Origin of the sequence: Kitasatospora sp. NPDC051164 (assembly GCF_044455625.1) — a bacterium.
GTDB lineage: Bacteria > Actinomycetota > Actinomycetes > Streptomycetales > Streptomycetaceae > Kitasatospora.
On sequence record NZ_JBITFB010000014.1, the window covers coordinates 100531 to 120919 of the forward strand.

A 20389-nucleotide genomic window follows, 5' to 3' on the forward strand; every position below is an offset into this window, starting at 1 on the left:
AGTGGTAGCGGTCAGAACTGGGGCGACTGCTGGAAGACGCTGATGTCCTGGATGCCGGAGGCGGCCATGCACAGCCGCTCGATGCCGATGCCGAGCCCGACGCTGTGGGCCGGCGCCTGCCCGGCATCGATCGCCTTCCAGGCCAGGGCCTGCTCGTCGTCGTACAGGTCCACCGCGCGGGCCCGCTCGACGAACGCGTCCCGGTCGGGCTCGTCCTCGTAGCCGTGAACGACCTCAAGGCCGTCGATCAGGAGCTCGAACCGGTTGAGGACCGCGGTCGTGCCCGGAGTGAGACGGGCGCACGGCTCGTCACCGCCGACCGGGAACTCGGTCAGGAACAGCGCGGCACCCTTGCTCTGGGTCTCCAGTTCGCGCTCCACGAACCGGCCGAGCACCGTCTTGAACGGCACATCCGCACCCATCTTCAAGTGGGCGGCCATCTGCGCGGGCAGGTCGCCGAGAGGCTCGCGGCGCAGGTCGATGCCGAAGACCTCCCGGATGTGGCCAGCGACAGAGACCCGCTGGGGGGTGTAGCGGATGTGCGGGGCCACCAGGCGCTCGGCCAGCGCGAACAGGAACTCGAAGTCCTCGTCGGCGGCGTAGAGGTCGAGCATCTGGAACTCGGGTGCGTGCAGTTCGTCCGGCTTCTCGGGCCGGAAGCACGGCCCGATCTCGAAGACCTTCCGGTGGTGCTCCATGTTCACGCGCAGCGCCGGACCGATCATCGCCCGCAGGAACCGGCCCCCGTCGAGTTCGACCGGGAGGCGGCGTCCCGGGCCGAGGTCGGCTCTGCGCACCGTAGGGGTGACCACCTCGACGAACGTCTCCGAGCGCAGCGTGTCACGCAGGCTGAACAGCAGGTCGGACTTCATCACAACGGGGTTGAGCACGTGTGCTCCTCAATGCCTGTGTTTTCGAGGGCAGATGGGGGGAATCCGGTCGCCACGGCACCTCGCGCACGGCTCCTCGGCGGGCCCACAAGCTAGCCGCGGCGACGCGCGCAGCAGAAGCCCTTCTGTCGGCACCACGGCGTCCGCCGGCCCCGATCCGCCCCTGTCCCACGACTACACTTCAGCGTTTCCGCAGCTCAGATGGCATGGGCGCGCAACGGACACGCAACGGTGCCGTGCAACCGCCGCAACGCCCGTAGCCGTTGCGGCTCTCTCCGGCGCAGCCCTAGCGTGACTGGCCAAGCGCCCATCGCGACCGCGCTCCGCAACGGACGGAGCGGATGTGCTCCGGCGTGACCTTCTCCATCGGCGGGCGCCCTGCGCCCACGACGTCCGAGCCGTCGGCTCAGTACCTCACATCCGCGGCCCGGCAGCTCCATCGCCCGATCACACGGACTCGCGGGTTACCCGCGACCGAAGAGGGAGAACCTCCATGACCGCTATCGCCGCAATGACCCCGGACACCGGCCTGAAGGCCGGCATGCGCCCGGACGTCCCCGAGCTGAAGTTCGGCATGCGTCCCGACGCCACCGCCCTGAAGTTCGGCATGCGCCCCGACGCGGGCGCCCTCAAGCTCGGGATGCGCCCCGACGCCACCGACCTCAAGAGCGGCATGCGCCCGGATGCCCCGGAGCTGAAGCTCGGGATGCGCCCCGACGCCACCGGCCTCAAGGCCGGCATGCGCCCGGACAGCGTCCTCATCGCCGCCTGATCCGCGGCTGAACCACCCTTCCGTCGTCCTCCGGCGCGCCCGCAAGCGGTGCGCTCGCCAGTGCGCTGCCCGCTCATGGGCGCGCCGGAGCACGGCCCCTCCCCACCTCGCACCGCATCGACTGGAGGATCTGATGGGCAGCCCCGCCGCCGGCCGGACCCGCAACGGCACCGGAGCGTCCGGCCCCGTGCGCAAGGCCCTCGGACAGCAGCTCATCACGGAGCTGGAGAGGCTCTGCGGACGCCCGACCATCGGCCTGTGGGACGTCGTCTGGGACCTCGTCGCGATCGGCGTCGTGGCGATCGCCGGCCACCTCGTCGGCCACGTCGTCGGCCCCGTGCTCGCCGTCTGCTACATCGGGGTACGCCAACGCCACCTGTCCAATCTGGGCCATGAGTGCGTGCACTCCAAGCTCATGGTCACCCGCCGCGGCAACCGGGTCCTCGGCTACCTGCTGACCGGTCTGCTCGGCGAGGGCTTCGCGCCGTACCGCAGCAGCCACTACGTCCACCACGCCAAGCTCGGCTCCGACGACGACCCGATGTTCCAGTCCTACCGCGCCGGCAACATCCGTGCCGCCGGCCAGGCACCCAGCCGCCGCTCCTTCGTCCTGCGGGTCATCGTGCGCAACGCCCTGTGGCGGCTGCCGAAGACCGCCGTGCTGACCCTGCTCACTCGCGCACCGGGGGAGAACCGGCGGGCCCTCGCAGCCCGGGCCGCGCTGTGGGCGGGCGTCGTCGCCGCGCTGTGGCCCGCGGGCGGCGTACCGTACCTCCTGCTCTACTGGCTGCTCCCCCTCGTCCTGGTGCGGCCCGTCGTCACCTGGATCACCGATCTCGGCAACCACGCCGGGCTGATCGAGAACGACGACATCCTCCTGCAGACCCGCGGCTGGAGCTCCCACTGGCTCACCCGGCACCTGCTCGGCGGCCATCTCGACGACATGTACCACCCCATCCACCACTGGTGTCCGCAGATCCCGTGGCGGCGCCTGCCCGAGGCTCGCGCCCTCACCTCGGAGCGTCTACAGCGGTGGGAGGAAGTGCCCTGGTGCTCCGGCTACTTCTTCCGCCGCCGCTCCACCCCCGACCAGCCGTGCGTGATCGAGGACATCATCACCCGGCTCGCCACACCCAGCGCCGTCTGCACCCCGCACCGGCACCCCTCGGCCGCCTGACCGCACCCTGAACCCGCCCGCCGAACCCCGTACAGCGCCGCCCCTCCCAGCGCGCACCCGCGCGCCGGAGGCAGGGGCGCGCCGTCGCCCGCCGCCGAGGAGGCGGCCCGCCATGCCCCAGACCGCCCCTGCCCCGCCGGTTCTGAACAGCTTCGACGAGTTCACCCGACTTGAAGAAGTGGTCCTCGGCCGCGCTGATCACTACAACGCGCACCACACCGACACCTCGTGGCGGCTGTTCTTCTACGACAACGTCGCCCCCGCCCTCGTCGGGCACACGAGCCCCTCGGGGGAGGAACTCCTGCCGATCCCCGCGCAGCTCGTCGACGAGCTCAACGAGGACATCGCCGGCCTGGCCGACGCCCTGACCGGATGCGGGGTGAACGTTCTGCGGCCCGCGGCCCCGGGCAAGGACGTCGATATCCGCTCCCCGCACTGGGACGCGAGGGCCACCCCGCCGCTCAACGTCCGCGACCAGAGCATCGTCCTGGGCAACACCATCGTGGAGACCGCGCCCCACGTCCGCGCCCGCATCTTCGAGAACGACCTGCTCAAGCCGGCCTTCTACCGCTACTACCAGGGCGGGGGTGCGAACTGGCTGAGCATGCCCCGTCCCGCCCTGACCCGTGGCTCCCTCGACACCGGCTACTTCACCCGCCAGGGCCTGGACGTCGCCCGCGCCACCGACGGCGAGCTGGCCGGCACGATCGAGGGCCTGGGCCTGGAGATGGTCTTCGACGGCGCGCAGTGCATGCGCCTGGGCCGCGACGTCCTGGTCAACGTCGCCAACGTCAACCACGAACTCGCTCTGCGCTGGCTCCGGGACAACCTGCGCGACCTGCGATTCCACCGCCTGGACGCCATGGCGGACAACCACATCGACAGCGTCCTGGTCCCGCTGCGCCCCGGTCTGATGCTGCTGCGCTCCCCGGAGTACCTGAAGTTCCTCCCCGAGGCCATGCAGTCCTGGGACGTGATCTACGCCCCCGAGACCGACGACCGCAACTTTCCGGACTACAGCGACCTCGGCTTCGTCATCCCCATCGGCAGCCGGTACATGGACATCAACCTGCTGTCCGTCGACGAGAACACCGTCGTCGTCAACTCCCTCTACCCGGAGCTGATCGCCGTCCTGGAGCGGCGCGGCTTCACCGTGATCCCGGTCCGCCACCGCCACCGGCGCCTTTTCGGCGGCGGCTTCCACTGCTTCACGCTCGACACCGTCCGCCGCGGCGGCCCCGAGGACTACCTCACCTGATCCCGGCGCCCGGCCACCCGGGCCCCCATGCCCCGCAGCCGCCCGAACGTCAGGAGACCCTTGATGAGCAGCACCTACCCCTGGCCCCCCGACCAGGCCTTCTGGACCGGCACCTTCCCCGAGCACACCACCGGACGGACCACGCCCTACCTGTTCAAGGGCATCATCCCCGCAGCCGCGGCCGGACCTGACGACGTCCTGGCGGGATTCGAGGCCATCCGCCGGGCCCACGCCGCCGGCGCCGACATCAAGGCGCACGCGCGCGTCTACGTCGGTGAGGACCGCCGCGACGACCTCTTGGACCAGGCGCTGACCTCTCCCTCGTGGGACGGGGGTGTGGACGCCTTCGTGCCGTGGATGCAGGATCGCGCCGCCGCCGAGCGGTTCTCTCTGGTCATCAACAACCTGGAGACCATCAGCCCCGCCCTCGCCGCCGGCCTCGGTACCTTCCTCAAGAGCGTCATCGACGGGTGGGGCCTGCCCCTGGGCGGCGCCGAACTGGTCGCCTTCGCCGGCAACTACAGCGGGACCGCCTTCGGGATCCACGAGGGCTACGAGGACGCCTTCCTCGTCCACCTCGGCCCCAACGCCAAGCACTTCTACTGCTGGCCCGCGGAGCAGTACGAGAAGCTCACCGGCGGCAAGAAGGCCACCCTCGGCGACTACCAGGCGCTGCTGGAAGAGGCCGAGCACTTTCTGCTGGAGCCGGGCGACGCCCTGTTCCTGCCCCGCCGGGTCTTCCACGTCGGCACCCAGGACACCTTCTCCGTCTCGGTGGCCATGCCGTTGTACACCTACCCGCACGCGCAGATCCTGCAGAGCCGCATCATCCCGGACGTGCTCGCCGAGCTGGCCGGCGACGGACCCGATGACCCGCTCAACGAGCCCTCTGCGATGGCAGACACGGCGGTTGGGCCGGGCGCGGTCGCCGACCTGCTGGCCGGCGTCGGCCGCGAACTGCTGCTCCTCGCCGCCGACCGCATTCCCGCGGCAGCCCGTGAGCACGCCGAGCAGCGGTGGGCCACGCTGCTCAGCAACGGCGGCTGGGAACTCGTCGAGGGCGACCTTGGCCGCCAGGAAGCCGCGGACGCTTTCGATCCCGAGCAGGTGACGCCCGGCGCCGAGATCACCCTGATCGCCCCCTACCAGGTGACCACCCTCGACAGCGGCGACGACACCCGGCACGTCCTGCTGCGCGGCCACCAGACGGGAATCGCGCCCGAGGGCGCGGGGCTGGACCGGGTCGCCATCGCCGCGCTCAACGACGGCGACACGATCGTTCTGCCTGACGACCCCGAACTCCTCACGGCCGTCCGGGCCTTGGGAGCCACCGGCGGCCTGCACCTGTCGCCTCGCCCCGCCGACACGGAGGACACCAAGAAATGACCCCCGACAACAGCCTCATCCAGGCCTACATCAAGGCCAACCCCGAGACGCAGAGCGCCGTCAACGGCACCCTGCTGGGCAAGTTCACCTCTGGCAACGCCCTGGTCACCGCGCACCTGACGCCGATGGTCGACTGGACGTACGGGAAGATCGCCGAGAAGGTCGGCGCGGCCGACCTCAACGAGCGCCAGGCCCGGATGTACATCGAGGAGCTGAGCGTCTTCGCCCGCTACAACGCGCAGTACCTCAAGGCGGCCGCCACCAGCGTGGAGGGGTTCTGTCCCGAACTTGCGCACGAGCTGCGCCGCAACCACCTGGAGGAGGGCGGCGAGCGCGGCAAGGTCCCCGCGCACTACGTGCTCTACACCAACGCGCTCCTGTCCGACCTCGGACTCCTCGTCAACGGCCATGTGCCCGCACGAGAGACCGAGACGCTGGTCAACCTCCACCAGTGGATGGTCGGCTCGCACATGCCCAGCCACATCGCGGGCGCCTACTACGCGACCGAGGCCGTGGCGATCGTCGAGACCGAGATCCTGCGCGACATCACCAACCGCTACGGCGTGCTGACCGGTCAGGGCAGCGGCAGCGAGCTCAAGGCCCTGCACTACTACTACGAGCTCCACCTCGACGACGAACACGAGGCCGCCCAGGTCGGCGGCCTCAGTGTCGAGGCCGCCCACATCGAAGGTCTGGCGCGGTTCATCAAGGAGAGTGAACTCTTCCACATCGACCTGCCCCAGGCCCTCGACGGCTTCCTCACGATCGCCGAGGGGATGACACACTGGTGGGCTCAACTCGCCCACCGTGCCTCGGAGATGAACTGATGAACGCCACCCCCGACATCGTCGCCGCAGCCCAGGAGCGCTCCGGCGGGTGCCTGTGCGGACGGATCCGCTTCACCGTCAAGGGGCTGGCCGTCTACCCGCACACGTGCAGCTGCCCGCACTGCCAGAAGCTCGGCGGCGGGCCGATGATGTGGTGGGCCGGCTTCGCCCCCGAGGATGTCACCTGGACCAACGGGGTCGAGCCGACCTGGTTCGAGACGTTCCCGGGCGAGGCCAAGCGCGGATTCTGCCCGGTCTGCGGCAGCCGCCTCGCGGCGATCGACAGCGACGTCCCCGAGATCGGCATCGTCGTCACGGCCCTGGACGACACCAGCGGAGCCGACCTCGTCCCCGTCAACCAGTCCTTCCGCGACAGCTCCGTGCACTGGCTGCCCCAGGTCCCGGACACCCAGAAGAAGAGCCCCGTCGGCTGACACCCGCGAGACCTCCGGGGGCCGGCAGCCTGACCTGCCGACCCCCGGACCCCGCCCCTCCTGGGATCGTCTGCGCTGCGTCCGCCTCGCCGTTCGCCCCGTCCAGCACCAGCCCCAGGAGGGCTCATCGTGCTCATCCCGCACGCCACCAGCGAGTACGGCGCCCTGCGCCACGTCGCCCTGCGTTACGCCGGCGATGTCACCCCCGACCTCGATGGCCCCGACGTCCATCCCGTCCTGACCCGGCAGAAGACCACCAGTTCCTGGAGGCCGTACGACCCGGCCACCGTCCGCGCCCAGCAGGACACCCTGATCGACCTCCTGCGCAGCCGCGGCACCCAGGTGACCCTCCTCGACGCCGCGCCGGGCTGCCCGGTCCAGCACTACCCCCGCGACATCGCCTTCGTCATCGACCACATCCTGGTCATGGCACGCCTGAACTCGGTGCACCGCCTCCCGGAGGCTGACGCGCTCACCGCGCTCATAACGAAGGCCCCGCACGTCGTTCATCTCGACGAGGGCACCATCGAGGGCGGTGACGTCGTACTCCACACCGGCACCGTCCTGGTCGGCCTCGGTGAGGAGACATCCCCCGCGGGCGTCAGGGCGCTGCAGCAGGCCCTGTCCCACCACGGCGTCGCCCGCGAAGTGCGCCCGGTCCGCTTCGCCGTCGACGGCATCGTCCACCTGGACGACCACTTCACCATCGTCGCCCCCGACACTGCCCTCATCCACCGCGCCGTCTTCCCACCCGCCGAACTGCGCTGGTTCGAGCAGTACTTCGACCTCATCGACGTCCACGACGACGAAGCGCGTGCTGTGCAGGCCAACGTCCTGGCGCTCGCGCCGACAACCGTGATCGTCGCCGCCGGCAGCGACCGCATCGCCGCGCAACTCGCCGCGCGCGGACTCGAGGTCCTGGCCGTCGACTACTCCGAGGTCACCCGCATCCCCGGCTCGCTTCGCTGCACCACCTTGCCGCTGACCCGCGCCTGAGCCACCCCATCCCCCGCCCGGCGCCCGCCTGCCGTCCCGCCGCGCCGCCATCCGCCCCGACTCCCGGAGCTGCCGTGTCCGACTCGCTGCTGCCTGTGCTCCTCGCCGTCCCAGTCGTGGTCCTCGCCTGCCAGGCAGGCGGGCGCGCCGTACGGCTGCTAGGCCAGCCGCCGGTCATCGGCGAAGTCCTGGCCGGGATCCTGCTCGGACCCTCGCTGCTCGGCTGGCTCGCCCCCAGCGTCCAGCACTACCTTCTGCCGCCCCCGGTCCTGCCCGTCACCTCCGCCCTGGGCAACCTGGGCCTCTTGGCGTTCCTCTTCCTGATCGGGCTGGAACTCGACCTCCGCACCCTGGGCACCCGCCGAGGCGCGGTCGCCGCCGTCAGCCTCAGCGGCGTCCTGCTCCCCATGGCCCTCGGCGCCGGCCTGGCCGCGGCGCTCTACCCGCACTTCGCACCCGACGGGGTCGGCCGGCTGCCGTTCACCCTGTTCGTCGCCGTCGCCGTGAGCGTCACGGCCTTCCCGGTCCTCGCCCGGATCCTCGCTGACAGAGGCATGGAGACCACGCCCCTGGGTGCCTTCGCCCTGGCCTGCGCCGCCACCGACGACGCCCTCGCCTGGTGCCTGCTCACCGCGGTCGTCGCCCTGTCCACCTCCGGCACCGCCCTGTCGGCCCTGACCACCCTCGCCTTGACCGTTGCCTTCGCCGCCGGACTTACCGCCCTGCGCCCGGCCCTGCGCGCCCTGTTCGAACGCGCCGGCCGCACTTCCGACGACCTCGTCCTTGTCCTGCTTTTCGCCGGGCTGTGCCTCAGCGCCTACACCACCGACCGGATCGGTGTGCATCCCGCCGTCGGCGCTTTCTTGTTCGGCGCGTGCACACCGCGCGGCCTCGGGGCCGTCGAGCGTAGCGCCGCCCGCATCCGCGCTGTCATCCTTCCCCTCTTGCTGCCGCTGTTCTTCGTCGACACCGGCCTGCACACCGACCTCTCCACGCTGCCGGCCGGACAGTGGGGCTGGGGAGCGGCGATCCTGGCCGTCGCCGTCATCGGCAAATGGGGCGGCGCTGCCAGCGCAGCTCGGGCCGCCGGCTTCGACTGGCGGTGGTCGGCAGCCGTCGGCACGCTCATGAACTGCCGCGGCCTGACCGAACTCGTCGTGCTCGGCATCGGCCTTCAGCTCGGCGTCATCAGCGAGCCGCTGTTCACCCTCCTGGTGGTCATGACCGTCATCACCACCGCGGCCACCGCCCCGATCCTCCGGCGTGTGGTTGGCGACGATCCGAGGATGACCCCGCCGGCCCCGCACGCTGAATCCGAGTGCGACCCCGCCCGGGAGGCCACCGGATGACCCCGCCCCCGAACCCGGTTCTGGAAGCTGTCCTCAGCCGCCGCAGTACCCCCCGCCTGACTGAGCCCGCGCCCGGGCGCCACGACCTGGAGCGCCTCGTCCAGGCCGCGGCCACCGCACCCGACCACGGGCGACTCCGCCCATGGCGGCTGATCGCGGTGACCGGCGACGAACGGGCCCGACTCGGTGACGTGCTCGGCGAAGCCGCCGCCGCGCCGGAGCAGGCCCGGCGCGCCGCCGCGAAGCCTCTGCGTGCCCCGCTGCTCCTGTCGATCGTGCACTGCCCCGTGTCTGACCATCCGAAGGTTCCCGGCTGGGAGCAGTTGGCCGCCACCACCGGCATGGTCACCACGCTGTCGCTGCTCCTGCACAGCCACGGCTGGGCGTCGATCTGGCGCACCGGGGCCGCAATCCAGGCTCCCCAGGTCCGCAAATACCTCGGCGTTATCGAGGGGGAGCAGCTGTTGGGCTGGCTGTACGTCGGCACCCGTTGTTCACCCGGCACCTGCGTTGAACGGCCTCTGCTCGACACCACGGCCAAGGTCACCTGGCTCGACACCGCCGGCGGTTGAGACCTCCCGTCAGCACTCGGACACCCAGACCAGGCACGACAGCTCCTGCGGGCGCTAGGCCGAACCCTGCTGAGCACCACCGCGAAAGGCGGACCATGCGCGACATCCACCAGATCGAGACACACGGGCGCCCTGTACGCGTGAGCGTGGACCCCGAACCCGAGCAGGGGGGACGTCCCGCCCTGTGGCCGAGTGTGGGGGAGTACCCCATCTACGACCCGTTCCTGTACACGACCATGACCACCGACGACGAACGCAACAAGCGCTTCCGCACGGCACTGTCCCACCTCGCCCCCGGTAGGCGCATATTGGACATCGGGACTGGACAAGACCTTCTCTGGGCGCGCGAAGGAGTGCAGGCGGGAGCCCGGCATGCCGTGGCCATCGAGGTCATTGAGGACGCGTTCCACATGGCGGCCGCAAACCTGTCGGCCTTCGACCCGCAGGACCGGATCACGCTCCTGCACGGCCAGTCGACCAACCTCCAGTTCGCGCCCAGAGCCGATGTCTGCGTCGCGGAGATCATCGGCTCCCTGGCGGGTGCCGAAGGCGCGGCGGCCGTCCTGACCGATGCCCGGAGCCGTCACCTGGAGCCCGGGGGGCTCGTGGTGCCCCACCGCGCGGAGACCCTGGCCGCAGCAGCCTGCCTGTCCGACCTGCTTCCCGAGCAGCCGGTGGCGTTCGCCGAGGCATCCCTTCCGTACCTGCGGAGCATCTTCGACTGGCACGGCACGCCCTTCGACGTGCGACTCCGGGTCGAGAACCCGTCCGCCGACGCGCTGCTCTCCGAAGGCGTGCCCGTCGAGGTGCTCGACTTCAACGGCGATCTGCGGACGGAGCAGCGCCGGACAACGCGCTTGGTCATCACGCGGCCCGGCCTCGTGGACGGCGTGCTCACCTGGCTCAACCTCTGGTGCTTGCCGGACGAAGAGCCGCTCGACGCGCTGCGCATGAAGACGAACTGGGCCACCATCTACTTGCCGCTCTTCGACAGCCCCGTGCCGGTCGAGCCCGGAGACGTCCTGGAGCTCACCTTCGCGGCCGCCCTCAGCGACGACGGCGTTCATCCGGACTATCAGCTCGACGCCGCCCTGCATACCGCCGACGGTCAACGGCACCGCGGATCTCTCGCGTCCCCGCACCACGGTGGTGCCTTCAGGTCCCGTGCGATCTACCGGACCCTTTTTCCCGCCGGATGACTGGACTCCGGGAGGGGTACTCCGGAGCGGCACCGACCACGGCACACGTCGGCTGCGGCTCGGGCGGGCGGATGTGCCCTGGGGGCTGAGGAGATCAGAAGCCGCGCAGCGGCTTGCCCGCGTTCAAGTTGTCCAGGCGTTCGGAGAGCCGGCGGCTCATCAGGTGCTGCGACGCCTGTGAGGCCCGCCTCGCCGCCGCCGTGTGCTCGGCCGAGTCACCGCGCAGGCGCGCCAGTTCCGCCTCGGTGATCAGGAGCTCCACCGTGTCGCGCGTCCGGTCCGACGGAAGGGCCGACGCCTCCTTGAGGGCCTGGACCCCCTGTTCGGCCAGCCCGGCGACGGCGAACGCCCACGCCGCCTGTCCTTCCAGCTCACGCAGGTCGAACCATTCCAGCCAGTCCGGGCTGGCGCCGCTCTGAGCGCGGGCGAAGAACTCGCGCGCTCGCTTCACCGCCGTCACGACCTGGTCCGTCTGTTCGTTCAGCGCCCACGCTCGGGCTTCGGTCACGCACGCGTAGGCCCTGACCAGGGGAGGCGCTCCCGCGGCCGCGAGCACAGCGCTGCGCGCGTGGGCGAGCACATCGGCCCGCCCGCCCTGGGTCGCGGCCAGACGGGCCTGGTGGATGTGGACCCGGGTGATGCGGGCCCGGTCGCCGATCGCCTGGGCCAACCGCATCGCCTGAAGGTCATAGCGCTGAGCCAGGCCGGGGAGCTGGTCGTCGTACGCCATCGAGGCCATCGCGAGGACGGCGTCCACCACGCTGCCGTACAGCCGGCGCCCGGTCCGAGCGGAGAAACTCCCGTTCAACATCGGCGTGGCGTGCGTGTCCATCATCGACGCGAACACGCCCCGGAACTTGCCCCCGCCGTGCTGGGAGTCGAGCTTGCCGTACAACCGCGTCTGCTCGTCCAGCAAGTCGATGTCCGCCGCGGTGACCTTGTGCCGTCCGTGCCCACCGATGACGGCATCCGCCGGCATCACGAGCGCCTCCCGCGAGGCCGGACCGAACACGCTTGGAGAGAAGGCGCTCTTGACGACGTTGCGCCGCCGCATGGAGTCGAGCGCCCAGAGCTTCGAGAGCATGCGCACGGCGTGGGACACGTCCAGGTACTCCAACGACTGTGCCGCTACCAGACCGGTGTCTGAGGGCCAACCCAAGCTCTCCGGCGTCACGATCCGGTGGAGCGCTGCCGACAGCACATGGCACGCGGCGGCCGCGAGGTCGTCTCCGGGAGTCGCGCCCTTGCACCACCGTGAGACGGTGCTCGTGACCACGCTGTAGGGCAGACGGATGGCTTCGCAGCGTGCGGCGATCCGGCGAGCGAAGCCGCTGATCGACCAGTCCAACGTCTCCAGGTGCTTGAGTAAGACCTCATTGCGCTCCGCCTTCGGACTCATGGTCGCGCCGCCCATCGCGGTGGGGTCAGGGAAAGAACCGAGGTGGCACCAGTTGGGTCGTGTGCGCCCGGGCGCCTACTGCGGTGGTGAGGCGCCGGCGGGTGCGGCGGCCGAAGAGGCCCTCCTCGACTTCGGCCGCCGTGAGGTCGCCCGCCCCCGACACCAGCTCGGTGATCTCGGAGCCGGCGCGTAGCGGCACGAGGTCGGCGACGCGTCACGCGATGACCTGGGATCTGCGGGTGGCGCCGGTGACGGCGCACGAACGAGGTCACCGATCGGCTCACGAGGCCGCGCCCTGTGGATCGCCTGAAGTCAACGCCCCCAGGACCAGAGCTTCGTCCCTCTCCGGGACTTGAGTCGTTCGGCTGACGGCCAGAATGCGGGAGGCGATCTGTTGGACTTCGTCCGCGTCGCGATGGCGCCCGGCCAGCCCGGGGCCGCCGGCCACAGCCAGGTGCACGGTGGCCAGTCCGAGACGCCGTTGCCAGGGCCCCTGGGTCGTGACGACGTTCTGGGTTTTCGAAGTGGGGCAGAGAGTCCGGACGTTGCGCAGGAACAGGCCGTGCCACACGCTCACGAACTCGGAGCTGACGCTGCAGGACAGCACGTGGCTCCAGGGGGTGGCCCAGCGGGCGCGGCGTGGGGCCGGTGTCTGAGTGCTCAGCAGTTGTACGGCGTCGGTCCCGTACAGGTCGGCGATCAGGCGTTCGGCTTCGTCGAGGGTCGCCACGGGCGCGAGGAGGAGGGGATGGTGGTAACCCGCGGTCGAGAGAAAGATCTGCACCCACCCGCGACGCCGCCACAGGAGAGGCTGGACCAGGGTGACGGCCTGAGTCCGCTGATGGCGGTAGGTCTGGTGGCGCCGGTCGAGCAGGCCGTACTCGGCGCGGTAGCCGCCGGGGGCCGCGGTGAGCGTCCAGCCGTGGTAGCGGGGCCAGCGTCCGTACGTCATCTTCCACACGGCGCCAGCCGATCCTGCCAGGGAGAGCAGGGCGAGCGGCTCGTGGAAGATCAGATAGGGGACCAGCCCACCGATCATCGCGATTCCGGCGCGGAGCATGGTGTGGGCCTCCAGCAGGATCGACAGGGCGAGCCGGCGGGCGGGGATGACGAGCAGCGGCGGCGCGCCCAGCTCAGGTTCGGGCGCCTGTTCGCTGGGGGCGGGCGTGTCGCCGGACATGCGCCGCAGCAGGGCACTGCGGAGCGCTGAGGCATCGGCCTCGCTCAGGTAGCTCAACGTCGCGCTCTGCCCCGAGACGGACAGGCGGAGGCTGCACACGCCGATCCACCGGCCAAGGAGGGGACGGTGGACATCGGCCGCCTGGAGGTGGTCGAGGACGAAGCGGTGCCGCCGGTGGAAGAGGATGCCGGCGCGTACGTGCAGGGCGTCGTCGGTCAGCTGGTAGGAGGTCTTCCTCCAGGACAGGTAGCCGTAGGCGGCCCCGGCCAGGGAGACGGCCGCGGCAGCGAGGGCGAGGACCCAGCGGGGCCAGGTCTCGGCGGACTTGATCCACGATTCGGCGTCCCGGAAGAAGAACAGGACGGCACCGGTGACCGTGGCCCAGGCGCGGCGCCACGGTGTGATGGGGTGAAGTCGACCTTCGAGGACGGCGGGCTCGGTCACAGGGCCACCTGCTGTTCCTGGGCGGCGCGCAGCAATTGGTCGCGGATCTCGTCCGCTGCGGTGACGTCCATGTTGTGCAGCCAGAAGCTGTGGAAGGAGCCGGTGGCCACGATGACCGACACCAGCTGGTAGCGGCGCTGGAGCGGACCTGACTCGACTTCAACGGACTGGATGCGTCCGTACGGAAGCATGGCCAACGTGCGGCTCCACAGACCCGTTTGAATCCACAGCTCCTGGTCCGCGAGGTGGTAGCCGGTCCGCGCCCAGCGAGCAGGCAGGCGGGCGAACCGCAGCAGGCCTAAGGCCGCCGCCGCGCCCGCGGTGCACCACCCGGGCCAGGAGGGGACCGCCGTCCACAGGCGGGGAACGAGCACCGCCCCGACGCCGGCGACAACCAGGGCCGCGGCAGCGGTGAACAGCGCCGTGGCCGCGCGCCACATGGTCAGGGCTCGGCGGGGAAGGCGGGTGAAGGTTTTCCCGTGAGCGGGGAAGGTCGTCTCGGAGTCGGATTCCCGGGCGGGGGGCGCGGCTTGGGCGGGAACGATGGTTTCCAGGTCGTTGTCCGGGGCTTTGGGGCGCGGGGTGGGTACGGGCGGGTTCGTGGTCATCGCTGGTCCTGTGAGGTGCGGTTTGTGACGAGAGGTGAGGGGGCGTCGCCGATCAGCGGCCAGGCGTCACGGGCCGCCGACACCAGCCCGGTGATCAGAACGCCCATCAAGATCACGGTGAGGCAGCCGCCGACGTCGCGAAGCGTCGACAGCAGCGGGTCCTGATGCCAACTGCGCGCGCCGGTCGGGTCCAGTTCGCTCGTCGCGGGCTCTGGAGGCGGGTCGAACATCGAGACGTGGTGGAGGAAGGCGTCGATGGCGGACGGCGCGTACCCGAAGTGCCTGCCGCGTTCCGCGTCGTCCCAGGGCTGCCGGGGGCCCCAGTCGACGGTGTGGCAGGTGTCGCGGTGGACCGACAGGCTGAGGCGGACGCGCGGGAATCCGGGTCGGCCCCGAAGGGCCGCCCAGACGCGTACGGCATCGGCCACGGTGCCCGCGGACAGGTAGCCGCCGCTGCGGCTGCCGCCGGCGGGCACCGCGAGGAGTACGGCGCCGTCCGTCTTCACGCCGACCGCGTAGTCGAGGAGGACCGGGTCGGCGAGGCGTTCCCGGAACCAGGCGTAGTCCTCGGCACACCCCTCGGGCGAGGGGCGGCAGAGCGGCGCGGCAATGCGCGTGGCCAGGGAGCGGGGCATGCGGAGCGTGCGCTTTCCACCGTGGCCTCCGGTCATGCCGTGCGGGTGATGGGGTTGTTGAGGATGTCGGTGAGGGTGTCCCGGTCCAGGCGCACCACGACCGTGTGGTGGTCGGATAAGCCCTTCATGTTGATGACCTCGACCTCGCGCACGGCGGGAAGGAGCTGCTTGCTGGCGTAGATCCTGTCGATGCGCGAGTCCGGCCCGTGCGTGTCGTAGGCGTCGACCGTCGGTGCGACTGCGGCGGTGTTCCCCGCGGTGGTGGCGAGGTGGCGGGCGACGTCCTGAAGGCCGGCGGTGCGCAGGGTGTCGTCCGGTCGGTCGTCCATCCGGCGCACGCCGTCCGGCCCGATGTAGGAGCGGTGCGCCCGGTGGGGCTCGTCGGGGATCTCTTCCAGGACGGGCAGGGCCGGGTCCCCCGGGGTGCCGGGGACCGGGTAGCTGTTGTTGTCGCCGCCGAGCAGCGCCGGGTAGTGGACGCGTCGCCCGTCGGCCTTGACCCACCTGTCGTTCCACTGGGTCAGTCGTTCGGCCTCCGACAGGCGCGTAGTGGTGGAGCCGTAGTTGAGGTGGTACGAGCCCACGATCAGAGGGACCGCGCCGGGGGCCGTGCCGGCGAGCTGCAGGCTGCGCACGGTCGGCGGGAGCACCCACATGGGGCCGGTCTTCGGGAACTCGCCGACCGGGGTGAAGAGGGTGGGGTCGTGGTAGAGGGCGGTGCAGCACTCGGGGCCGATCAGGCCGGCCATGCCGAGCACGGCTTCGGCAGCGTCCGCGAGCGCGTTGCCGTCGTCCTGCGCGTTCCACACCTCCTGGCGCAGGAGCAGATGCAGGTCGAGGGACGCCAGCTTGTCGTGCATCCGCTGCCACAGTGCGCGGTCGCCGCCGCCGTTGTTCTCGAAGTTGCAGATCGCCGCGTTGATGAGCATGTGGTTCTTCCCCCAGAGGTAGAGGTGTCAGCGGGTGGGCGTGAGGACCTGGCGGAGGACGTCGAGGTCGAACCGCGCGATGAGCAGGGCGTGGTCGGACACCTCTCGCACCTCGTCGGTCGCCAGGGCGTCGAAGGCGAGGAGGGCCGGGGCGAGGTCGGGGGTGCAGTAGATGCGGTCGATGCGCTGGGCGGGACCTTGGTCGGTGCGCTTCAGGCTCGCTGTCGCCGCGAGCGCGCCGGGCTGTCCGAGGGCGGTGGCGGCGTGCAGGCCGAGGTCGGTGAAGACGGGGTCGCCGCCGGAGAGGATCTCGTCCGGTCGGGTGTCCGAGACACGGCGGCCGTCGCGCTCGATGGTGCGGTGCTGGTAGTGGACTCGGTCCTCGACCTTGTCCCAGTCCGGAAGCGCCACGGACTCCAGCGCCGTTTGGTGCGGGTAGCTGTTGGCGTCCATCCCCACCAGGGCGCTGTGGCTGTGGTCGGCGAGGGTGCTGAGCCGCCTGGCCTCGGTCGCGCGCATGTCCGGGTCGAAGTGGCACAGGTGGGCCGACGCCAGATCCAGCGACTTCGGACACCCCTTGAGGCGGACACGGGGATTGCAGATCGGCTTCCACGCCAGGTCGTGCTCGAACTCGCCGTCGACGAGGAACAGGGTGGGGTCGACCATGACGCCGACCGGGTTGCGGCTGCGCCCCTCGCGCGGCGCGGCCATAAAGGGCGTGAGGCCTCCGAGCCGGTTGGCCTCGGCGTACAGGTCAGCCTTCCCGCGGTCCCACGCGCCGGTCAGCTCCTGGCGCAGCACGATGTGCGGTTCGATGGCGGCGAGGATGTCGCGGGCCAGGTCGCGGTGGTCGTCGCGTCCTCTCGGGTCGCGGCCGTTGTGCTCGATGTTCCAGCAGACGACGCGCAGTTCATCGGTCACGTGTTGGTTCTCCTTGCTGACGGTCTCGACGGTGGACGGGCGCGGTGGCGCGGTTCACCGGTCGGGGGTGAGAGCTGCATCCGCCTGTGGCAGGTCGAGCGTGACGATGAACGGCAGGTGGTCGCTCAGGCCCCGCGCTTCCTCGGTATCGGGGACCTCGCACCCGGATAGGGCGGGGGTGAGGGCCGGAGCGAGGAGGATGTGATCCGAGCGGTGGTCCCACCGCTCGGCGTCGCTCCAGTAGCCAGCCGTGCGTGGCACTGGGATGCCGAGCGCCGCGACAGGATCGGTGAAACCGGCGTGCACGAGCTTGGCCATCGCCAGGCGGTCGCTGCCGCCGTAACTGCCGTCGGGCAGTTGCAGCCGGTGGCGGGAGTGCAGCTCGGCCGGAATGACGCTCCAGTCCTCCAGTTCGGGGTCGTCCAAGCCCCGGACGTTCAGGTCACCGGCCAGGGCCACGCGCCGGCCGGCGGCGGCGTACTCGGTCAACCAGCCGGCTTCGAGGGAGCGCCTGGCGCCGTTGAAGGGGGCCAGGTGGGTGTTGAGCACCGTGAGCTCGTGGCCGTCCGCGGTGAAGTGGGCGCGGGAGACGGTGTGGTGGAAGGTGCCTTCTGCGACATCGGGGTGGAACGCCGTACACCGCACGCGGGGCCACCGGTAGAGGGTGACCAGGTGGCAGTTGTGGCTGTTGGAGGGGGCGAACTGGGCCTGCATTCCGAGAAGGTCGGCGAAGCCGAGCATGCGGGCGTAGCCGCGCTCGTCCCACCTCTTCGCCTCCTGCAGGCACAGGACGTCCAGGTTCTGCGCCCGTAGGAACTCCGCCTGGGCGCGCCAGCGTTCACCGCCACCGTCGAGCAGGTTGTACGTACCCAGCCGCACGGTGATGGTCATGCCGCACCGCCGGCAGCCGCCGGGTGGTGGCCGTGGACCGACGCGGTGTGCCGGTTGTCGTGCAGCTGATACATCGCTGGCGTCTGGTGCAGGACGGCGCGCATCTGCGCGAAGTCGAACTCGGCACGCAGAGGCAGGTGGTCGGACAGCTGGCGAAGCTGGGGGGTGTCGCAGACGGTGAAGCTGGTCAGGGTGGGGGCGAGTTCGGCGCTGAGGTAGCCGCGGTCGATGCAGTGCCGGGGCCCGGAGGGCCGGCCGGGGTGGTCGCGGTAGCCGGAGCTGGGGGCCAGGGCCTCGGGCTGGTCGAGGTGCTCGGCGACGTGGCGTGCCATCTCGACGTAGCCGGCCGCTAGCAGTTCACGGTCGGGGCGCATGTCTGTGTGCCGACGGTCGTCGCACTCGTAGGTGCGGTTGGCGACGAAGGCGTGGTCGGTGTAGTCGTCCCAGCGGATGTCCGTGCCGACGCGATAGCTGTTCCAGTCGCCGAAGATCAAGGCCACCCATCCGGGTTTGGCGAGAGTGGTGCACCAGCGGGCTTCGGTCAGGCGGTGCTCGGGCGACCAGTAGCAGGTGTGCATGCTGACTGCGCTGATCTGCCGGGGGCTGAGGGTGCCGTCAGGGTCGCGGAGGCGGACGGCGATGTTCGCCGGCGCGTGCCAGGGTGCCCAGGCCTGCGGGTACTCCTCCGTGCACACCAGCGGTCCATCGCGGCGGACGAAGATCGCGTTGTCGTTGGAGCTGCCCGGGCGCGGGACAGCGATATGGCCGTCCATGTCCAGGAGTTCCGACACCCGGGCGAGCTGGTCCGGCTGGACTTCCTGCTGGAAGAAGATGTCAGGGCGCTGCTCCTGGACCCAACGGGCACCCGCCTCCAGGTTGATGCCCTTCTCCAGGTTCCAGTTCAGGACGGTGATCGATTCGTTCATGCCGCGCACCTCTCGGGCAAGGAGACGGGGAGGGGGTCCGCTGAAGCGGAGGTCGATAAGGAGCCGAGCGGCCCGTGGCGCTCGCGGAGGTGCCGGGCCTGCTCGGCGTAGGGGGGCAGGTCAGCGCCGGCCCTTCGAGTGTCGAGCTGCGCGAGGTCGGCAATCGGGTGCGGCTGGAGCTGCCCATCAGAGCGGTACCAGTGCTGGGTGCCGTACAGCTGGGGCTGCCTAGCGTTGACGAGGCAGCGGTCGTGAAGGTGGGCTAGCTGAGCACGAGTGGCTTCACCTGCTGTTACGGCCACTTGGAGCAGTCGCAGAAGCCTCTGCTGAAAACCTTGATCGTGGTCGCAGTGCACCGCGATACTCACGGCCGCCTGGCACGCGTTCTGGCCCACCGTCCGGTGCCCCGGCCACTGCCTGAGACTCTCCACGATGCGGTGCAGCGCCACGGCGTTGTCCTGCTGCGCCTTCTGGATGGCCGCGAGGGCATCTGCTGACATGCGGACACGTTCCGGTCCAGGAGTGCGCCACTGCTCTCTGGTGATTTCCACGCGGCTCAGCAGTTCGGCAGCGAACGCGGCGTGACTCGGGCTCGACTCGTACGGCTCGCTCACGGTGTCACCGGCCTGGACGGTCCTGCCGACCAACGGCCGCGCTTTGTGGCGCCAGCCTGCCCGTGGCCGCACTGAGCCCGCGCAAGCGGAGCCATGGGGTATGAGGGGGTGTTGAAGCTGGCGAAGGGCCCTATGTCGCGGAAGCCCGGGGGCGGCACGCGGACAGTGAGCAGAAGACGTGTCAGCTCCAGCGACACACGTAGCCAGAGGTCACCGGTCAGGGAGAACCGGGTCTTCACGGCACCGCCCCCTCTGAGGTGGACGGCCGCCCCGTGCCGCCGCAGTGCCCGACCGTCCTTCCGCCTGCCCGGCAGGGTCACCTTGCTCATGAAGCCGGCTCCTTCTCCGCGGACACTGCGGGCAGTACGGGGATCTCCGTGGTGATGAAGGCGTCGAGACTGTCCGCGCGGCACGCATTTGCTGTCAGCAGGACGTCCAGTCCGACGGGTGGGCCCGCCGACCGGTGACGGTTCCACCCGCACTCGTCCACCAGATGACCGATGAGGCGCTCGCCGGCGGAATCGCGGTGGTGACGAAGGGGGACGGTGCACGCCACCCGGGTGTAGTCACACAGGGCGGCGTAATGGCGGGCCCAGATGGTCAGGAGCCAGCCGATCCTGTAGCCGACACCTGGGGCGGCAGCGGCGCAGGACAACGCCAGTGTCGGCTGAGCGTTCTCGGAGTCCGTCCACGGCGGCTCGGCCAGAGCGGTCCGATCGAGTTGGAGGCAGCCGACAAAGGCGTTGTCGTCGGTGTCGACCAGGACGGCCATCTCGCGCTCATCACGCAGGGACTCGAGTATCGGCCGAGCGCTCTCGGCGGGCAGGTCGCGCTCTCGGCGCCAGGCCATGACCTGGGCGCTGAGCACTTCGTACTCGGTACGTCCGTCCAGGTGTCGGATCAGGTACGGAGGTGTGGTGGGGTGCACGGAGCTTCCTGCGGCGTGAGGGCTCGTCGCGGGCCCGAGGAGGGTGCCGGGTGC

At 70.5% G+C, this 20389-nt stretch carries 22 protein-coding genes; 10 read left to right on the forward strand and 12 right to left on the reverse strand.

Annotated elements, in window-relative coordinates:
- Window positions 1–11: 11 nt before the first annotated feature.
- Complete coding sequence (locus tag ACIBEC_RS21825; protein ID WP_396288456.1) at window positions 12–890, reverse strand: amino acid--tRNA ligase-related protein; 879 nt, start codon at window positions 888–890, stop codon at window positions 12–14.
- A 493-nt stretch (window positions 891–1383) separates the two neighbouring features.
- On the opposite strand from ACIBEC_RS21825, the gene ACIBEC_RS21830 reads away from it, so the two are divergent.
- The 10 genes from ACIBEC_RS21830 to ACIBEC_RS21875 all read left to right on the forward strand — a co-directional run bounded on the left by ACIBEC_RS21830 (window position 1384) and on the right by ACIBEC_RS21875 (window position 10860).
- The gene (locus ACIBEC_RS21830; RefSeq protein ID WP_396288458.1) at window positions 1384–1662 is read left to right on the forward strand and encodes a hypothetical protein; all 279 of its coding nucleotides are present in this window, start codon (window positions 1384–1386) and stop codon (window positions 1660–1662) included.
- Window positions 1663–1795: 133 nt separating this feature from the next.
- The gene (locus tag ACIBEC_RS21835; protein ID WP_396288460.1) at window positions 1796–2839 is read left to right on the forward strand and encodes a fatty acid desaturase; all 1044 of its coding nucleotides are present in this window, start codon (window positions 1796–1798) and stop codon (window positions 2837–2839) included.
- Between the two features lie 112 nt (window positions 2840–2951).
- Window positions 2952–4097, forward strand: a complete 1146-nt coding sequence (locus ACIBEC_RS21840) for an inosamine-phosphate amidinotransferase 1 (RefSeq protein ID WP_396288462.1) — start codon at window positions 2952–2954, stop codon at window positions 4095–4097.
- 63 nt (window positions 4098–4160) lie between these two features.
- On the forward strand, window positions 4161–5483 hold the full coding sequence (locus ACIBEC_RS21845; RefSeq protein WP_396288464.1) for a JmjC domain-containing protein: 1323 nt from the start codon (window positions 4161–4163) through the stop codon (window positions 5481–5483).
- On the forward strand, window positions 5480–6310 hold the full coding sequence (locus tag ACIBEC_RS21850) for a DUF3865 domain-containing protein (RefSeq protein ID WP_396288466.1): 831 nt from the start codon (window positions 5480–5482) through the stop codon (window positions 6308–6310). The genes ACIBEC_RS21845 and ACIBEC_RS21850 overlap by 4 nt, the downstream gene beginning before the upstream one ends.
- Window positions 6310–6744 carry a GFA family protein gene (locus ACIBEC_RS21855; RefSeq protein ID WP_396288468.1) on the forward strand — a complete coding sequence of 145 codons (435 nt, stop codon included), beginning with the start codon at window positions 6310–6312 and terminating at the stop codon, window positions 6742–6744. Before ACIBEC_RS21850 ends, ACIBEC_RS21855 begins: the two co-directional genes overlap by 1 nt.
- Before the next feature lie 129 nt (window positions 6745–6873).
- On the forward strand, window positions 6874–7740 hold the full coding sequence (locus ACIBEC_RS21860) for a dimethylarginine dimethylaminohydrolase family protein (protein WP_396288470.1): 867 nt from the start codon (window positions 6874–6876) through the stop codon (window positions 7738–7740).
- Window positions 7741–7814: 74 nt separating this feature from the next.
- On the forward strand, window positions 7815–9089 hold the full coding sequence (locus ACIBEC_RS21865; protein WP_396288472.1) for a cation:proton antiporter: 1275 nt from the start codon (window positions 7815–7817) through the stop codon (window positions 9087–9089).
- Window positions 9086–9661: a nitroreductase gene (locus ACIBEC_RS21870; RefSeq protein ID WP_396288473.1), complete on the forward strand. Its 576-nt coding sequence runs from the start codon at window positions 9086–9088 to the stop codon at window positions 9659–9661. Before ACIBEC_RS21865 ends, ACIBEC_RS21870 begins: the two co-directional genes overlap by 4 nt.
- Before the next feature lie 95 nt (window positions 9662–9756).
- Window positions 9757–10860: a class I SAM-dependent methyltransferase gene (locus tag ACIBEC_RS21875; protein ID WP_396288475.1), complete on the forward strand. Its 1104-nt coding sequence runs from the start codon at window positions 9757–9759 to the stop codon at window positions 10858–10860.
- Between the two features lie 94 nt (window positions 10861–10954).
- Here the strand turns inward: ACIBEC_RS21875 and ACIBEC_RS21880 are convergent, their stop codons facing one another.
- The 11 genes from ACIBEC_RS21880 to ACIBEC_RS21930 all read right to left on the reverse strand — a co-directional run bounded on the left by ACIBEC_RS21880 (window position 10955) and on the right by ACIBEC_RS21930 (window position 20335).
- Window positions 10955–12274 (reverse strand): transcriptional regulator, encoded by a 1320-nt coding sequence (locus ACIBEC_RS21880; protein ID WP_396288477.1) that lies wholly within the window; start codon window positions 12272–12274, stop codon window positions 10955–10957.
- Window positions 12275–12284: 10 nt separating this feature from the next.
- A complete protein-coding gene (locus tag ACIBEC_RS21885; RefSeq protein WP_396288479.1) occupies window positions 12285–12458 on the reverse strand; it encodes a hypothetical protein in 174 nt (57 codons plus the stop codon).
- A gap of 81 nt (window positions 12459–12539) precedes the next feature.
- Window positions 12540–13883, reverse strand: coding sequence for a PH domain-containing protein (locus ACIBEC_RS21890; protein ID WP_396288481.1), 1344 nt, complete (start codon window positions 13881–13883; stop codon window positions 12540–12542).
- Entirely contained in the window at window positions 13880–14491 is a 612-nt protein-coding gene (locus ACIBEC_RS21895) for a PH domain-containing protein (RefSeq protein WP_396288483.1), read from the reverse strand. Before ACIBEC_RS21895 ends, ACIBEC_RS21890 begins: the two co-directional genes overlap by 4 nt.
- Window positions 14488–15126 (reverse strand): DUF6302 family protein, encoded by a 639-nt coding sequence (locus tag ACIBEC_RS21900; protein WP_396288485.1) that lies wholly within the window; start codon window positions 15124–15126, stop codon window positions 14488–14490. Before ACIBEC_RS21900 ends, ACIBEC_RS21895 begins: the two co-directional genes overlap by 4 nt.
- 32 nt (window positions 15127–15158) lie before the next feature.
- A complete protein-coding gene (locus ACIBEC_RS21905) occupies window positions 15159–16055 on the reverse strand; it encodes an endonuclease/exonuclease/phosphatase family protein (protein WP_396288487.1) in 897 nt (298 codons plus the stop codon).
- 27 nt (window positions 16056–16082) lie between these two features.
- On the reverse strand, window positions 16083–16976 hold the full coding sequence (locus ACIBEC_RS21910) for an endonuclease/exonuclease/phosphatase family protein (RefSeq protein ID WP_396288489.1): 894 nt from the start codon (window positions 16974–16976) through the stop codon (window positions 16083–16085).
- A gap of 54 nt (window positions 16977–17030) precedes the next feature.
- On the reverse strand, window positions 17031–17867 hold the full coding sequence (locus ACIBEC_RS21915; RefSeq protein ID WP_396288491.1) for an endonuclease/exonuclease/phosphatase family protein: 837 nt from the start codon (window positions 17865–17867) through the stop codon (window positions 17031–17033).
- Complete coding sequence (locus ACIBEC_RS21920) at window positions 17864–18793, reverse strand: endonuclease/exonuclease/phosphatase family protein (RefSeq protein ID WP_396288493.1); 930 nt, start codon at window positions 18791–18793, stop codon at window positions 17864–17866. Before ACIBEC_RS21920 ends, ACIBEC_RS21915 begins: the two co-directional genes overlap by 4 nt.
- On the reverse strand, window positions 18790–19479 hold the full coding sequence (locus tag ACIBEC_RS21925; RefSeq protein WP_396288495.1) for a DUF6624 domain-containing protein: 690 nt from the start codon (window positions 19477–19479) through the stop codon (window positions 18790–18792). Before ACIBEC_RS21925 ends, ACIBEC_RS21920 begins: the two co-directional genes overlap by 4 nt.
- 253 nt (window positions 19480–19732) lie before the next feature.
- Window positions 19733–20335, reverse strand: coding sequence for a hypothetical protein (locus ACIBEC_RS21930; protein WP_396288496.1), 603 nt, complete (start codon window positions 20333–20335; stop codon window positions 19733–19735).
- Window positions 20336–20389: the final 54 nt, after the last annotated feature.

What these genes read in the sequence shown, in the direction of transcription:
- ACIBEC_RS21830 (WP_396288458.1), top strand. Translation starts at nt 1,384, where the DNA reads ATGACCGCTATCGCCGCAATGACCCCGGACACCGGCCTGAAGGCCGGC.
- ACIBEC_RS21835 (WP_396288460.1), top strand. Translation starts at nt 1,796, where the DNA reads ATGGGCAGCCCCGCCGCCGGCCGGACCCGCAACGGCACCGGAGCGTCC.
- ACIBEC_RS21840 (WP_396288462.1), top strand. Translation starts at nt 2,952, where the DNA reads ATGCCCCAGACCGCCCCTGCCCCGCCGGTTCTGAACAGCTTCGACGAG.
- ACIBEC_RS21845 (WP_396288464.1), top strand. Translation starts at nt 4,161, where the DNA reads ATGAGCAGCACCTACCCCTGGCCCCCCGACCAGGCCTTCTGGACCGGC.
- ACIBEC_RS21850 (WP_396288466.1), top strand. Translation starts at nt 5,480, where the DNA reads ATGACCCCCGACAACAGCCTCATCCAGGCCTACATCAAGGCCAACCCC.
- ACIBEC_RS21855 (WP_396288468.1), top strand. Translation starts at nt 6,310, where the DNA reads ATGAACGCCACCCCCGACATCGTCGCCGCAGCCCAGGAGCGCTCCGGC.
- ACIBEC_RS21870 (WP_396288473.1), top strand. Translation starts at nt 9,086, where the DNA reads ATGACCCCGCCCCCGAACCCGGTTCTGGAAGCTGTCCTCAGCCGCCGC.
- ACIBEC_RS21875 (WP_396288475.1), top strand. Translation starts at nt 9,757, where the DNA reads ATGCGCGACATCCACCAGATCGAGACACACGGGCGCCCTGTACGCGTG.
- ACIBEC_RS21880 (WP_396288477.1), bottom strand. Translation starts at nt 12,274, where the DNA reads ATGGGCGGCGCGACCATGAGTCCGAAGGCGGAGCGCAATGAGGTCTTA.
- ACIBEC_RS21895 (WP_396288483.1), bottom strand. Translation starts at nt 14,491, where the DNA reads ATGACCACGAACCCGCCCGTACCCACCCCGCGCCCCAAAGCCCCGGAC.
- ACIBEC_RS21900 (WP_396288485.1), bottom strand. Translation starts at nt 15,126, where the DNA reads ATGCCCCGCTCCCTGGCCACGCGCATTGCCGCGCCGCTCTGCCGCCCC.
- ACIBEC_RS21905 (WP_396288487.1), bottom strand. Translation starts at nt 16,055, where the DNA reads ATGCTCATCAACGCGGCGATCTGCAACTTCGAGAACAACGGCGGCGGC.
- ACIBEC_RS21915 (WP_396288491.1), bottom strand. Translation starts at nt 17,867, where the DNA reads ATGACCATCACCGTGCGGCTGGGTACGTACAACCTGCTCGACGGTGGC.
- ACIBEC_RS21920 (WP_396288493.1), bottom strand. Translation starts at nt 18,793, where the DNA reads ATGAACGAATCGATCACCGTCCTGAACTGGAACCTGGAGAAGGGCATC.